17 protein-coding genes and 1 tRNA gene are annotated in these 14,717 nt (G+C 44.2%); 16 read left to right on the forward strand and 2 right to left on the reverse strand.

Translation table 11 applies throughout. The features are described 5' to 3' along the window. Positions 1-134 precede the first annotated feature (134 nt). The 7 genes from mnmG (at position 135) to AC3WQ3_RS00125 (ending at position 7,881) form a co-directional block, all read left to right on the forward strand. Positions 135-2,024, forward strand: coding sequence for a tRNA uridine-5-carboxymethylaminomethyl(34) synthesis enzyme MnmG (gene mnmG, locus AC3WQ3_RS00095; RefSeq protein WP_336782665.1), 1,890 nt, complete (start codon positions 135-137; stop codon positions 2,022-2,024). Further along, positions 2,024-2,749: a 16S rRNA (guanine(527)-N(7))-methyltransferase RsmG gene (gene rsmG / locus AC3WQ3_RS00100; protein WP_127537612.1), complete on the forward strand. Its 726-nt coding sequence runs from the start codon at positions 2,024-2,026 to the stop codon at positions 2,747-2,749. The genes mnmG and rsmG overlap by 1 nt, the downstream gene beginning before the upstream one ends. Before the next feature lie 493 nt (positions 2,750-3,242). Then, positions 3,243-4,061, forward strand: coding sequence for a nucleoid occlusion protein (noc, locus tag AC3WQ3_RS00105; protein WP_095293507.1), 819 nt, complete (start codon positions 3,243-3,245; stop codon positions 4,059-4,061). Positions 4,062-4,253: 192 nt separating this feature from the next. Then, a complete protein-coding gene (locus tag AC3WQ3_RS00110) occupies positions 4,254-5,015 on the forward strand; it encodes a ParA family protein (RefSeq protein ID WP_095293506.1) in 762 nt (253 codons plus the stop codon). Then, on the forward strand, positions 5,008-5,853 hold the full coding sequence (locus AC3WQ3_RS00115; RefSeq protein ID WP_095293505.1) for a ParB/RepB/Spo0J family partition protein: 846 nt from the start codon (positions 5,008-5,010) through the stop codon (positions 5,851-5,853). The genes AC3WQ3_RS00110 and AC3WQ3_RS00115 overlap by 8 nt, the downstream gene beginning before the upstream one ends. A gap of 186 nt (positions 5,854-6,039) precedes the next feature. Further along, entirely contained in the window at positions 6,040-7,194 is a 1,155-nt protein-coding gene (locus AC3WQ3_RS00120) for an aminotransferase class V-fold PLP-dependent enzyme (protein ID WP_492471085.1), read from the forward strand. Positions 7,195-7,380: 186 nt separating this feature from the next. After that, positions 7,381-7,881, forward strand: a complete 501-nt coding sequence (locus tag AC3WQ3_RS00125) for a DUF4446 family protein (RefSeq protein ID WP_127537610.1) — start codon at positions 7,381-7,383, stop codon at positions 7,879-7,881. Here AC3WQ3_RS00125 and yyaC read toward each other — a convergent pair. Continuing rightward, the gene (yyaC, locus tag AC3WQ3_RS00130; RefSeq protein WP_095362187.1) at positions 7,856-8,461 is read right to left on the reverse strand and encodes a spore protease YyaC; all 606 of its coding nucleotides are present in this window, start codon (positions 8,459-8,461) and stop codon (positions 7,856-7,858) included. The two genes, AC3WQ3_RS00125 and yyaC, sit on opposite strands and share 26 nt — an antisense overlap. Before the next feature lie 162 nt (positions 8,462-8,623). Here yyaC and AC3WQ3_RS00135 point away from each other — a divergent pair, with 162 nt between their 5' ends. From AC3WQ3_RS00135 to AC3WQ3_RS00150, 4 genes are all read left to right on the forward strand, one after another. Further along, entirely contained in the window at positions 8,624-8,875 is a 252-nt protein-coding gene (locus tag AC3WQ3_RS00135; RefSeq protein WP_095293526.1) for a putative Se/S carrier protein, read from the forward strand. 15 nt (positions 8,876-8,890) lie between these two features. Next, a complete protein-coding gene (locus tag AC3WQ3_RS00140; protein ID WP_492471086.1) occupies positions 8,891-9,850 on the forward strand; it encodes a mechanosensitive ion channel family protein in 960 nt (319 codons plus the stop codon). Beyond that, on the forward strand, positions 9,840-10,049 hold the full coding sequence (locus AC3WQ3_RS00145) for a DUF951 domain-containing protein (RefSeq protein WP_336782654.1): 210 nt from the start codon (positions 9,840-9,842) through the stop codon (positions 10,047-10,049). Before AC3WQ3_RS00140 ends, AC3WQ3_RS00145 begins: the two co-directional genes overlap by 11 nt. A 102-nt stretch (positions 10,050-10,151) precedes the next feature. After that, a tRNA-Ser gene (locus tag AC3WQ3_RS00150) sits at positions 10,152-10,242 on the forward strand. A gap of 407 nt (positions 10,243-10,649) precedes the next feature. Here the strand turns inward: AC3WQ3_RS00150 and AC3WQ3_RS00155 are convergent. Further along, positions 10,650-10,844, reverse strand: coding sequence for a YjzC family protein (locus AC3WQ3_RS00155; protein ID WP_095362189.1), 195 nt, complete (start codon positions 10,842-10,844; stop codon positions 10,650-10,652). A 199-nt stretch (positions 10,845-11,043) separates the two neighbouring features. On the opposite strand from AC3WQ3_RS00155, the gene rpsF reads away from it, so the two are divergent. The 5 genes from rpsF (at position 11,044) to AC3WQ3_RS00180 (ending at position 14,716) form a co-directional block, all read left to right on the forward strand. Continuing rightward, a complete protein-coding gene (rpsF, locus tag AC3WQ3_RS00160; RefSeq protein ID WP_024629534.1) occupies positions 11,044-11,337 on the forward strand; it encodes a 30S ribosomal protein S6 in 294 nt (97 codons plus the stop codon). A gap of 48 nt (positions 11,338-11,385) precedes the next feature. Continuing rightward, entirely contained in the window at positions 11,386-11,868 is a 483-nt protein-coding gene (gene ssb, locus AC3WQ3_RS00165; protein WP_154894413.1) for a single-stranded DNA-binding protein, read from the forward strand. A 54-nt stretch (positions 11,869-11,922) separates the two neighbouring features. Beyond that, positions 11,923-12,195 (forward strand): 30S ribosomal protein S18, encoded by a 273-nt coding sequence (gene rpsR, locus AC3WQ3_RS00170; RefSeq protein ID WP_062327715.1) that lies wholly within the window; start codon positions 11,923-11,925, stop codon positions 12,193-12,195. Positions 12,196-12,400: 205 nt separating this feature from the next. Beyond that, entirely contained in the window at positions 12,401-12,991 is a 591-nt protein-coding gene (locus AC3WQ3_RS00175; RefSeq protein WP_492471087.1) for a M15 family metallopeptidase, read from the forward strand. Positions 12,992-13,717: 726 nt separating this feature from the next. After that, on the forward strand, positions 13,718-14,716 hold the full coding sequence (locus tag AC3WQ3_RS00180; protein WP_127537608.1) for an ABC transporter ATP-binding protein: 999 nt from the start codon (positions 13,718-13,720) through the stop codon (positions 14,714-14,716). Position 14,717 lies beyond the last annotated feature (1 nt).

The raw sequence follows: 14,717 nt of genomic DNA on the forward strand, positions 1-14,717 counted from the left end.
GTAGGAATCACAGACTTGATGGCTTGATATAGATCGGAATGTCCCCTGGCTGAATAGGGAGAGCATTCAAATTTTTTTACAATAGACCGTGCGCATGGGATTCAAACGTGCTGCGGCATAAGGAGGTAACAAGAATGGCTTTTGATGGCGGCAGCTATGATGTAATTGTCGTTGGTGCTGGACATGCGGGTGTGGAATCGGCACTGGCCGCAGCCCGTATGGGTTCCAAAACACTGATGATTACAATAAATCTGGATATGGTGGCCTTCATGCCTTGTAACCCATCCATTGGGGGACCGGCTAAAGGACATGTTGTGCGCGAAATCGATGCGCTGGGCGGTGAGATGGGACGGAATATCGATAAGACGTTTATTCAGATGAGAATGCTCAACACAGGGAAAGGTCCTGCAGTTCACGCTCTGCGTGCTCAGGCAGACAAGTTCTCTTATCAGCATAAAATGAAAGAAACGATGGAGAATGAGCGCAACCTGACTATGCGTCAAGGTATGGTGGATCGCTTGATCGTCGAAGACGGGAAATGTGTGGGGGTAGTGACTCAGACGGGTACAGAGTACCGTGCCCAAGCTGTTGTTCTAACTACAGGCACTTATCTGCGCGGTAAAGTTATTATGGGTGAATTGATGTACGAAAGCGGACCTAACAATCAACAGCCTTCACTCAAATTGTCAGAGCATTTGCGGGAACTTGGATTCGAACTTGTTCGTTTCAAAACAGGTACACCACCTCGTGTGCATAAGGATACAATTGATTTCAGCAAAACGGAAATTCAGCCTGGCGATGATGAGCCGAAGTTCTTTTCGTATGAGACAGAATCTTCTGAAAATGAACAGCTGCCATGTTGGTTGACCTACACTTCGGTTGAAACCCATCAGATCATTAATGATAACCTGCATCGTGCACCGATGTTCTCGGGTGTTATTGAAGGTACGGGACCACGTTACTGCCCATCCATTGAAGACAAAATTGTTCGTTTCAGTGATAAGCCGAAACATCAGATCTTCCTGGAGCCAGAAGGAAAAAATACATCCGAGTATTATGTACAAGGACTATCTACCAGTCTGCCGGAGGATGTTCAGCTTGCCGTTCTTCGCTCGATTCCCGGAATGGAAAAAGTGGAAATGATGCGTAATGGATATGCCATTGAATACGATGCGATGGTACCTACACAGCTCTGGCCTTCACTTGAAACAAAGCGTCTGCCAGGTCTGTTCACGGCCGGACAAATCAATGGGACTTCCGGTTATGAAGAAGCGGCAGGACAGGGGATCATGGCTGGGATTAACGCTGCACGCAAAGTACAAGGCAAAGAGCCTGTTATTTTGGATCGTTCCCAAGGTTATATTGGCGTGTTGATTGATGATCTGGTGACTAAAGGAACAAACGAGCCGTATCGTTTGCTCACATCACGTGCCGAGTATCGTTTGCTGCTTCGTCATGATAACGCAGATCTGCGTTTGACCGAGATTGGTCATGATATTGGTCTGGTTTCAGACGAGCGTTATGCTAAATTCCTCGACAAAAAAGCCAAAGTGGATGCAGAGGTTGAACGTCTAAAAGCGGCTAAAGCACGCCCTGCGGATGTGAATCCGAAGCTTGAAGAGTTTGGCTCGACTCCAATTCAGGATGGAAGCACACTGCTTACTCTACTGCGTCGTCCGGAAATTACGTATGACTGGGTTGAACAGGTTTCACCTTCTGAGGTAGAACTGACAGCAGATATGAAGGAACAAGTGGAGATCCAAATTAAATATGCGGGATATATTGAGAAGCAATTGATCCACGTGGAACGTTTGCAAAAGATGGAGAAAAAGAAAATTCCGGATACGATTGAGTACAACGATGTTCACGGTCTGGCTATGGAAGCGAAGCAAAAACTATCCACGATCCGTCCTATTTCAATTGGGCAGGCTTCCCGGATTGCTGGGGTAACTCCTGCGGACATTTCCATTCTGCTCGTCTACTTGGAGCATTATAACCGTGTAACCGCAGCAAGGGGACAATAATGGACGATATTCAACAGCAATTGCAGCTTCGACTGAAAGAGCATGGTTTGGATCTTGATGAACGTCAACTGGAACAGTTCGAACTATATTTTCAGGAGCTGGTATCCTGGAATGAAAAGATGAACCTGACAGGCATAACGGAACGGGAACAGGTGTATACGAAGCATTTTTATGACTCGGTATCCCTGGCCTTCTATACGGATATGACCAAAGTGGAAAAGCTTGCGGATATTGGATCTGGAGCAGGCTTTCCTGGCATTCCACTCAAGATCTGCTTCCCGCATATCAAGCTGACCATTATTGATTCGCTAAACAAACGCATTGGCTTTCTGCAGCATGTCGTGGATACACTCGGCCTAACCGAGGTTGAATTAATTCATGGCCGGGCAGAGGAGCTGGGGCGCAAGGAAGGATATCGGGACAGCTACGATCTGGTTACTGCGCGCGCAGTAGCTAAGCTGGCAGTGCTGAATGAATTCTGTTTGCCTTTCGTTCGCAAGGGTGGGATGTTTGCCGCAATGAAAGGCGGAGACCCTCGTGAAGAAATGAAGGAAGCAGAATTTAGCTTCAACCAGCTGAGAGGACGGGTAAAAGCGGTTCATCCATTTCAGCTGCCAGTGGAAGAGTCAGCGCGTCATATCATCTTGATACAGAAGTTTGATAAAACGCCTCACAAATATCCTCGTAAACCGGGGACTCCACTCAAGACACCATTGGTACAGTAAATTAATGCTGGGTAAACCAATATGCTTTGCTTACTTTGGCCGGATTATAAAATTATACTTGTGCCATATATAAAGTCAGACTAGAAAAATATTGAAGAGGATGTTTCACGTGAAACATCCTTTTTTTTATTTTCAGATACATATTACAGAGCGAGTACCATTTCAAAAATAAACAGATGAAAAAGGGAGAAATCGAGGGTAAAACCGCCAAGATGCTCGGATGGAAAGCAGGAAAATTAGGAGGGTTTAAAGAATAGGTTAGAATAGGATTATGATAGAAAAGATGATAGAATAGAAGTAGCCGATCCTGTGTATCAGAGATCATAGATTATATATAAATAGAGTTGGCAAGAAGTATAGACAATTTCATCAGAACGTGATGTAGAAAGCATAACTTATTCGAAGAACGACAACATATGAGGGGTCGCATATAGAATAGGAAGCACCTGCACTGCTGCGGGAGCTATTACGAAACTAGGTGGTAATATACGGAATGAAAGAACAATTTTCGAAGTTGTTTGGTTTGGCGGAGCGCAATAACGGAGATGAAGTGAAACAAATTCCGGTAGGCGAAATAGTAAGCAGCCCTTATCAACCGCGTACGATTTTTGACGATGATAAAATTGATGAGTTGTTGCAGACAATCAAAACCCATGGAGTCATTCAACCCATTGTTGTCCGTGTGCGGAATGGATCATATGAGATTATTGCCGGGGAACGTCGCTGGCGTGCGGTTCGAAAACTGGGACTAGAGCATATTCCAGCCATTGTGCGCGAATTTAATGACTCTCAAGCCGCTTCCATTGCCTTGATTGAGAACCTGCAGCGTGAAGGGCTCACAGCTATTGAAGAGGCGGTTGCTTATCAAAAGTTGATTGATCTTCACCAATTGACACAAGAGAGTCTTGCACAGCGATTAGGCAAAAGCCAATCAACCATTGCCAATAAAATTCGGTTGTTACAACTCCCGGAAGGAATTAAGACTGCACTGATGGAACGGAAAATATCCGAACGTCATGCAAGAGCTTTGCTTTCACTGGACTCGGAAGAACTGCAAATGAAATTGCTCAGCGAGATTATTGAAAAAGAGTTGAACGTAAAACAAACCGAAGCAAGGGTCGCCTTTTACAAGGAAGCTTCCAAAATCAAAAAGTCCAAACGCATCTCATTTACCAAAGATGTCAGACTCGCACTAAATACCATTCGCCAATCCATTGATATGGTATCTGGCTCTGGTATGGATATCAAAACAAAAGAAGCCGATCACGAAGATCATTATGAGATCGTCATTCATATTCCTAAACGCAAATAGTTGAAGCTTAAGGCGGCAATGGGCCGCTTTTTCTGTCTATAGAGCTGATTGAAGTCTGAAGTCTGTATTGAAGAACGTGCTTGAAGAACGGAACGGTAGTTGTTGTTTGTGTGGACGATAGCCACCTGCTTTTAGTTAACTGTATCTCACAACCTACAAGAAAAGACTCCTATTTTATTTGAGGTGAAGTAATTGTCTAAGATTATGGCCGTAGCAAATCAAAAGGGCGGTGTGGGGAAAACGACGACATCTGTTAACTTGGGTGCAGGACTGGCTTCACTCGGGAAAAGGGTACTGCTTGTCGATATCGACCCTCAGGGAAATACGACTAGTGGAGTCGGAATCAACAAAGCAGATGTGGCCAATTGTATATATGATGTCATCATTAATGAAGTACATCCTCAGGAAGCCATTGTGGAAACCCAAATTGAAGGGCTTCATATCATCCCTGCAACGATTCAACTTGCCGGAGCCGAGATTGAGTTGGTATCCACCATATCACGTGAAGTTCGTTTGAAAAAATCACTCGCCATGGTGAAAAAAAACTATGATTACATACTGATCGATTGCCCACCATCTCTTGGCATGTTAACGATCAACTCGTTGACCGCTTCCGACTCGGTGATCATTCCGATCCAGTGTGAGTACTACGCACTTGAAGGGCTGAGCCAACTGCTTAACACGGTTCGCCTCGTGCAGAAACATTTGAATACCTCTCTGCAAATAGAGGGAGTACTGCTCACCATGTTTGATGCCCGTACGAACCTGGGGATCCAGGTGATTGAAGAAGTGAAGAAGTATTTTCAACAAAAAGTGTATCAAACGATTATTCCGCGTAATGTGCGACTTAGTGAAGCCCCTTCACATGGGCAGTCCATTATTACGTATGATCCCCGTTCACGAGGAGCAGAAGTGTATTTAGAGCTCGCAAAGGAAGTGATATCGTATGAGTAAGCGGCTCGGAAAAGGTCTCGATGCCCTCATTCCATCGCTTTCAATAAATGACGATGACAAGGTTGTAGAAATTCCAATTGCCCAGTTGCGGGCAAACCCTTATCAGCCACGGAAGGTATTTGATGAGGATGCGATTCATGAACTGGCAGAATCCATACGTCAACACGGTGTGATACAGCCAATTATCGTACGTACTGTACTGAGAGGTTATGAGATTATTGCCGGGGAACGGCGGTTTAGAGCTTCTCAATATTGCGGTAATGCAACAGTGCCCGCAGTCGTTCGTAATTTTAGTGATCAGCAGGTCATGGAAATCGCTCTGATTGAGAATTTGCAACGGGAAAATCTCAACGCGATGGAAGTGGCAGTAGCCTATCAAGGCCTGATGGATCAGTTCTCGCTGACACAGGAAGAGTTATCTGTCAAAGTCGGGAAATCCCGTTCTCACATTGCAAATTTCTTGCGTTTGCTTTCGTTGCCGGAAGAAGTGAAAGACCATGTTTCACGTGGAACATTGTCCATGGGTCATGCACGTGCCATAGTCGGTGTGAAGGATCAGGATATGGTGAAACAGCTGGCCAAACAAACCATTGACCAACAATGGAGTGTACGTGAGCTGGAAGAAGCGGTACAGCAGCTGGATCGTTCCAAGACGGGTGAAGCCAAGGCCAAATCCAAACTCAAGAAAAAGGATCCATTCATTGACACGGTGGAGGAATCCTTGCGTGAGCGTTTCAAAACAACAGTGAAGATAAAGCACAACAAAGATAAAGGCAAAATCGAGCTCAACTACTACAGCAAACAGGATCTGGAGCGATTGTTGGAACTGCTGCAATAGATAATCCTGTAGATTAACTTACAACACGCGGGGCTTTTTTCATCTGATGACATATCGCCTCTGTACGATGGAGAAACGATATGTCATTATTTTTTCTGTAAAGGTGTTGTTTTCTTATTCGGCACTGGCGTTTATGATTGGTTTTATGGTGAGTCGCTCAATGAACAGGACAGAGGTGGTTGTGAGGTGAAGGAACTCATTTATCTGGATCATGCTGCGACATCATGGCCTAAGCCGCCTGCTGTTGGTGAAGCCATGCTGCATGCCCTTGATGTCGCTGGAGCGAATCCGGGCAGAGGCAGCCATCGAATGGCTGTTCAAGCAAGCCGTGTACTTTTTGACACGAGGAAGGTACTATCCAGTCTTTTTGGTATCAGTAATGCCAATGATATTGCACTCGGTTCCAATACGACAGAAGCGTTGAATCTTGCAATTCAAGGCCACTTGCGAGAAGGTGATCATGTCATTGCTACAATGGCGGAGCATAACTCGGTCAGGCGGCCTCTGGAATACATGCGACGGATCCGAAATGTAGAGGTGGATTATGTACCTGTGAATGCTGCAGGTGATATTGATCTGGTTCAACTCGAACGTTTGTTTCGCCCGAACACGAGATTGGTTGTATGTACACATAGTTCCAACTTGCTGGGTAGCATTTTACCTATTGGTGAAATATCGCTGATTAGCCGTAAATATGGGGCGACATTTCTCGTAGATGCCGCTCAGAGTGCTGGCATTATGCCAGTGGATGTACAACAGCTAGGTATCGATATGCTGGCGTTTCCAGGACATAAGGGTCTTCTCGGTCCACAGGGAACGGGAGGCCTCTACATTGCTCCGGAGCTTGATCTCGAACCGCTTCTTCATGGGGGGACAGGCAGTCAGTCTGAAGCGATTGAACAGCCGCTTGTTCGTCCAGACCGATATGAGGCAGGAACTCCGAATACCGTAGGTATGGCAGGGCTGGCAGCCGGCGTGAAGCATGTGATGGAATTGACTCCTGAAGCAATCTATAAGCATGAGTGGGAACTAACTCAACGTATGATGCAAGGGTTATCATCTGTAGCAGGAATTCGGATGCTTGGGCCAGAGCTTGGACAACCACGTACCGGGTTGGTATCCTTTACAGTAGAGGGATATGATTCTGCTCAGCTAGCTTTTCAACTGGACCGTCGTTATGGTATTGCTGTGCGTTCCGGTTTTCACTGTACACCTCTTGCGCATGAATCTGCCGGAACCACCTTGAGCGGAGCGGTCAGAGCCAGTGTAGGATATTCAACAACTAGCCAAGAGATAGATGCTCTAATTCATGCAGTAAACGAACTAACAAAGCCGCGGTAACTACGACGATCGGTATGAAGGGGCAGCGGATAGAGAGATATCTATTGAAATTGGAAAATAGTTGATTAATTACTATAGATAAAGGGTTTATTTATTAGGGGAAGGTCTAACGAGTGCACGATCGCTCGTTGGCAAAAATGAACGGACAGGTTGATGAACAAACAAACAGAGGGGTAGTTGCACTACATGGCTGAATTAAACGAGCTGATTCTGGAACAGCTGCTATGGATTATTGGCGGAATGGCATTATTATTGGTGATCTTACTGATTGTAAGTATTGCCCAAGGCGCAAAGTTACGCAAGTTCAAACGGAAATACGAAGCGATGATGGCTGGCAGTGGAGTAGAGGACCTGGAATCGTTGTTGATCAATCTGAAAATTCAGATGGACAGCATTGAGGACGAGCATAACTTGCAGACTAGTCAGATCCAGGAAGTCATGCAAAAACTGACCCGTATCCAGGGGAAAGTGGGTGTAAAACGGTATAATGCCTATGGAGAAAGAGGCAGTGATCTGAGTTTCTCCATGGCCATGATTAACGATAATAATGATGGGATGATCCTCACAGGGATCTATAATCGTGATGGTTCTTATGTGTATGCCAAGCCTCTTAAAGGGGGAGAGTCATCTTATACACTATCCCCTGAAGAGAAGGAAGCCATTACTCTGGCACAGCAAGCAGAGTAGAGCGTGTATGCCATTCGCGAATGGCTGAGTAAAGACTGCTCGCGATAATTTCAGACATGCGCATGACAAGACTAAGCCGTGTGTTTTGCAAAACAAAGTATTCCATAAAGCCGCCGACGTTAACGATACCTGTAAGATGGATATCGCCGACCGGCGGTAATTCTTTATTTACACCCGCACCAGGCTTAAGCGGCCCATTGACCACCTGAATACACCCTACACTGGAGGATTGCCCGAGGCAGGCGTCTATTCCTATTACATAGGGATTATGGTGTGTATTTTGAATGGTATTCAGGGTGTCCTGAAGGTTCATTGCATGTACAGGTTCGTCCAATGTACCATAGAGGTGAAATAGGGGGCTGTCCCACTTGGCAAGCGAAGAGCCTACCAGAGGACCAAGACAGTCTCCTGTAGAGCGATCTGTGCCGATGCAGACAATAACGACATTTTGCAGAGAATGAGCCTTATAGAGATGAAACATTAAACGATGTATAATGGCGGAGTGTATGCCTGGGTCGGTATGTGGTATCTTCAAACTGGTCATATCTTGGGATGAATAAGAACGCGAATTGGGATTCATAGGATCTATCCTTTCCCCTTGAGAATGGTAGTAACAGTATATGGAAGGATAGAAGGTTTTATACTTCGCAAGGACAAGCTTTTTCCTAAAGGTTTACACGGAGAGAGAACAACCCATGGATGATGCTTGGAAATCGGAAAGGAGCCGGACATGGACGAGTGGATGGATGATTGGATGCTGATTGCCTTTGATTCTACCCAGCAGGCTTTGCGAGCGGAAATGCTGCTAGAATTTGCTGAGATTGAAATTGATTTATTTCCTACCCCGAAAGAGATTACGGCAGGCTGTGCCCTTTGTATACAGTTTCCAAAAGAAGATCTGGCAAGAGTGCAGCAGATCATTCGGAACGAGTTTGTAGAGATCCGGGGCCTCTATTTCAAAACTGAAGACAGCTATGATAACATACCCATGTAGAGGAGGTCGGAATTGATGGTGCCTTTTAATTTTTTTGCTACAGCTCCTGCTAACCCCGTGGATGAGCCTACTGCCTTAGAAGAAACAGTAAAAAGTGCTGTCAGCTGGACTGATAAGTTGTGGAATTCCGTTACCGATGCGGATATGTGGCTAAACATTCTGTTCAGCTCGATTCGCATTGTTATTATTTTTATTATCACACGTATTGTAATCAAGATTGTGTACCGCATTATTGATCGCAGCCTGGAACGGAAGCAGGAAGGCAAAGTCCGTGTAAACCCGCGCAGGTTTGTCACGGTAGGTGAATTGCTCAAAAATGCGACCTCCATAACATGTAATTTCATTATGATTCTGTTACTGTTATCAGAGATCAACATACAAGTTGGACCCCTACTGGCCAGTGCAGGTGTGCTTGGACTTGCCATCGGTTTTGGTGCACAGGGATTAGTGAAGGATGTTATTACGGGTTTCTTCATTATATTGGAGGACCAGTTTGCTGTAGGGGATGTAATTCAGACAGGTACCTACAAAGGAACCGTTGAAGTCATCGGCTTGAGAACAACCAAGCTGGTTAGCTGGCAAGGTGAAGTTCATATTATTCCGAATGGTACGATTGCCAGTGTGACAAACTTCTCCATGTCCAATTCGCTTGCTGTGGTGGATATCCCGATGAAGGGGGATCAATCCTTGGATGAATCTGTTCACTTGGTCAAACAGGCCCTGGTTGGAATTGAAGACCGGGATCTCAATATTGTAAAAGTCCCGGATGTGCTAGGCATTCAATCGATGACCACTTCAGAGTATGTCGTTCGGATCGTTGCAGAGTGTATGCCAAATTCCAGAGCCTCTGTAGAGCGCCAAATTCAGAGTGATGTAAAGAAAACGATGGAGTATCATGAGATGGGTAAGCTCGCAGCATTGGAACAGGCAGCCGGGCAGGAGAAGGATGAAGGGGATGGTACTGGTGGAGCGTAAGAGTTTCCAGCTTGGAGACATTGTACAGATGAAGAAGCAGCATCCCTGTGGAAGTAATGAGATGGAGATTATTCGGATGGGGATGGATATTCGTATCAAATGTGTAGGCTGTAAACACAGTGTACTCATTCCGAGAGCAAAGTTTGAGAAAAACATGAAAAAAGTTCTTCGCTCGGCAGAGGATGCTGCAGAAACTTAAATGAAAGTCCGTGGTCAAATGCATACCATAATAACGTTTTCATGCATGCGCTGCACAGGTATTGCGTTCCGTATGTGATCATGCTATAATCAGTATTGCTGCGGAAAGGTACCCAAGAGGCCCAAGGGGGCTGACTCGAAATCAGCTAGGCGTGTCACAGCGTGCGTGGGTTCGAATCCCACCCTTTCCGCCACTTACAGCATTTATGCAATGGCATTTCAATGAACTTAGTTATATTGAGTATAATAAAGCGATCAGACCTTCCTCGAATGGAAGGTTTTTTTTATTTATTTTAACAACAAAAAAAGTCTACGACATAAAACAAAAGAGCCCCGAAGGGCTCCTTGTAGGCGATACATCGGTTAGTTAGGAAACAATCGGTCGTAAGATCAGAAACCTGGCGTACTGCTGATGCAATACTCGTGCTCAGACGAAGGGCCTTACACACTACCACTTGCTTCTTAGATTACGTGATGAATCTCCAACATTACACGATCGGCTGCGTTGTCCAACGGAACCACACCTCTCTCGTGTACCGCCTGATTGTATTATGTGCATTATTACGTTTTATATACATGTGTTATTAAAAATAATTTCCTTCTAATGAACACGGGCCTTCGTTAATCTCTTCCACTTCCGGTTTTGGTTGCTCGTTTCAGGAAAGGATTCCCCTTTTTTGAGCGTTATCCGTTTAGGATTTTGTATTTCCGTATGGAAGCTTTTTTCTCCGACTTCCGTGTACTCTCCATCATTCGGTGCTTTGTCACCTTTTTCAAACTCAGTTTGTTCGCCCATGGTAAGACCTCCTTAGATATTTTTCTTATTACTGCATCCATAGTGTCTCCAGAACTCGAATGATCATGTGCCAATACAAACAGGGAACGTTTGCTTGCATTGATGTCTTATTTTTGTTATATTAATATAGTTCGAGTTTGTGCTCGTTCCTTGCTCTCAACCTGGATTGAGGGCCAGAGTCCATAAGGAGGTGAAAATTATGCGCAAATATGAAGTGATGTACATTATTCGTCCTGACGTTGAGCAAGAAGTTGTTCAAGCTACAGTCGATAAATTCCAAGGCATCATCTCCAACGGCGGTGGTGAAGTTACAGCTCACGACGTTATGGGTAAACGCCGTCTTGCGTATGAGATCAAGAAATTCCGTGATGGTGTTTATGTTCTGGTACACTTCACTGCTGAACCAGCAGTAGTTACTGAGCTTGAGCGTCTCATGAAGATTTCTGACGAAGTAATTCGTTATCTCATTACGAACGATGTTAAGTCTGCCTAAGACAACTCGTGATTAACGCACCAATACGCTCTGAAGGAGGGGATTACATTGTTGAACCGTGTCATTCTGATCGGCCGGTTAACCCGGGATCCTGAGTTGCGTTACACTCCAGCAGGAGTAGCAGTTACGCAATTTACTTTGGCGGTGGACAGACCGTTTACAAGCCAAGGGGGAGAGCGGGAAGCGGATTTCATTCCGGTCGTAACCTGGAGACAGCTTGCTGAGACTTGTGCAAACTATTTGCGCAAAGGACGCCTAGCTGCAGTCGAAGGACGCATTCAAGTACGGAACTACGAGAATAACGAAGGTAAACGTGTATACGTGACCGAAGTCATTGCCGATAATGTCCGTTTCTTGGAGTCAGGTAACCGTGATAATAACGGTGGCGGCGGTGGGCAACCGATGCGTGAAGAGCCTTCTTATGGAGGCGGCGGGCGCGCGAACAATAACAATTCGCGTAGCAACAATCAGGATCCTTTTTCCGATGACGGAAAACCGATTGATATATCGGATGATGATTTGCCATTTTAACGTGAACCGACACTCTAGAGTGGATGGTTTAACGATAGGAAAGGACTGAAAAGCATGAGCTTCAAGCAAAGAGAAGGCGGAGACAACGATAAAAGACCGGCTCGCCGTGGCGGCCGTAACAAACGTCGTAAAGTGTGCTTCTTCACAGCTAACAAAATTACTCACATCGATTATAAAGATACGGACTTGCTTCGTAAATTTATCAGCGAACGTGGAAAAATTTTGCCACGCCGTGTAACAGGTACTAGCGCTAAATATCAACGCATGCTGACGATCGCGATCAAACGCTCCCGTCAAATCGCATTGCTGCCATACACAACTGAGTAGTCTTACTCAGCTTGCATACGAAGCAGCCGGCTATAAGCCGGCTGCTTTTTTGTGTTGTAAAATGAACGCGAACCTGAGCGAAATGATCGTGGAGAAGTAATTGGAATGCAAATCATTTATAATAGAATAGATTAGCTTATATTTGAGTAAGTGATGATTTAACCCCGTATTCCATTTATAACAGATCAAAACATCAGGAGTGCATATGAAGAAAATCAAGAAAAAAGAGCAGCGGAAGCAAAAGAAAAGTTTGCGTTTTTGGCTAATAGCTACGCTGCTAATTTCCGTTTTATACGTGTGGCTACAACAGAAAGAAGATACTTACGAAATTTGGCCCGATTATACGAGAGAAGCTGCACCCATCACAGGTCTCCATCCCGTCGTGGCAGAGAGTGAGCAGTTACTGGTACGCAAAGCAGCCCGGCGTGGTATAGATATCGTTATCACCCATGGTTATCGAAGTATAGAAGAGCAGGATGAGCTGTTTAATCAAGGCCGCGCTACGACTGGGAATATAGTTACGAATGCCAGGGGCGGGGAGTCATATCATAATTATGGACTGGCTATTGATTTTGCACTTCGGACACCAGATGGTGATGTAGTATGGGATATGGAGCGTGATGATAACGGCAATGGACAAGCAGACTGGATGGAAGTTGTCGATATGGCCAAGATGTTAGGATTTACATGGGGAGGCGACTGGGCTAACTTTCCGGATTATCCTCATCTGCAGATGGATTTTGGCTTAAGCATCAATGAGTTGAAGCGTGGCAAACGCCCGCCGGAATCACCATAAAGAGTATTATTAAAATACAACATATTGTATAAATATCGAAAAAGCCTTGCATTTTGCAGGGCTTTTTTCATTCTTTTGTAAAAAAAATGATAAAAGATTACAATTAGTCCTTTACAGCAGCAAATAAATAAAACTATACTAGAATAACTAGAATTTTAACACAGACTTAATGAATAGCATAAAAATAATTGCATAGGCATAAATTTGCTAAAAAGACAGCTGACATAGAAGAAACAAATTAAATCGAATATTTACCATAAACCTAACATATATATTCTAAAATTAAATTAATTCGACATGTAAGTACGGAATATACGTAAGGTGCATGTTATATATTTAATATTCTCACTCTCCCACTTCAAAACCTCACGCGAAAAAAGTCGAAATAATATCGAAATCCCCTTGATAGAGCACCTTAAAAATATAACTAATACCCAAAACTATGATATAAAAAACATTTATACCAAAAATCTCAAAATACTTATTGACGTCACCTAAATTTACACGTATGATTACATTAATTATTTTCCACTATAATTCCGCTAGGATTTATCAACATTAATTGACCAATGGTCTAAATAGCAATAGCGAAACTCGTTTCTCCTAAAGGATTAGTATTTAGTATAACTTTTGTTCGTCTTCTTCAAGAACATGGAAATATACAGTGGATGCATTCTTATATATATGAATACAGTCTGCGGAAATTTTGGGGTTAGGGTGATTGATTTGAACACAGAGCTATTGGAAGTCAGAAATCTAACTACATCATTCAGAATTGAAGATGACTATTATGCAGCAGTTGATCACGTTAACCTTACGGTTAAGAAAAACGAAGTACTAGCGATTGTTGGAGAATCAGGATCAGGCAAAAGTGCGTTCGCATTTTCAATTATGGGTCTTCACAACAAAGCCAAAATTGATGGTCAGATTCTATACAAAGGGCAGGATATCGCGAATATCAATCCTAACAAAATGAACAAGCTTCGCGGAAAAGAGATAGGGATGATCTTTCAGGACCCCCTTTCCGCATTAAATCCTCTGATGATTATTGGTGACCAGATCGATGAGATTCTGACACTTCATCAACCTAAAATGTCTTCTAAAGAAAAGAAAGACAAGGTTATTGATCTGCTTAACCAAGTGGGCATCCCACGCCCCGAACAAATTTACAAGCAGTATCCTCACGAACTATCTGGTGGTATGAGACAGCGGGTTGTTATAGCGATTGCAATTGCCAATAAACCGGAATTGCTGATCGCTGATGAGCCAACAACAGCACTTGACGTTACGATTCAACTGCAAATTCTTGAACTTATACGTGAGTTGAAGAACGAAATTCATGCCGGCATCATCTTAATTACGCATGATCTTGGAGTGGTCGCCGAGATGGCGGATCGTGTGGCAGTTATGTACGCAGGTGAGATTGTTGAAATTGCTGATATCTACACGCTAATGACCGATGCGAAGCATCCATACACAAGATCTCTATTAAACTCTATTCCTACCATTACTGAAGAAAAATCGAAGCTGCATGTCATTCAAGGCATTGTACCTTCTTTAAAGAATCTTCCTCGCTACGGGTGTCGATTCAAGGCCCGAATTCCATGGATTAGTGATTCGGCCCATGAAGATAACCCACAGATGCATGAAATTGCTCCAGGTCACTTTGTACGCTGCACCTGTTACCAGCACTTTCATTTCCCTGATCAAGCTGAGGAGGAATAAC

It is taken from the genome of Paenibacillus sp. FW104-T2, from assembly GCF_058789975.1.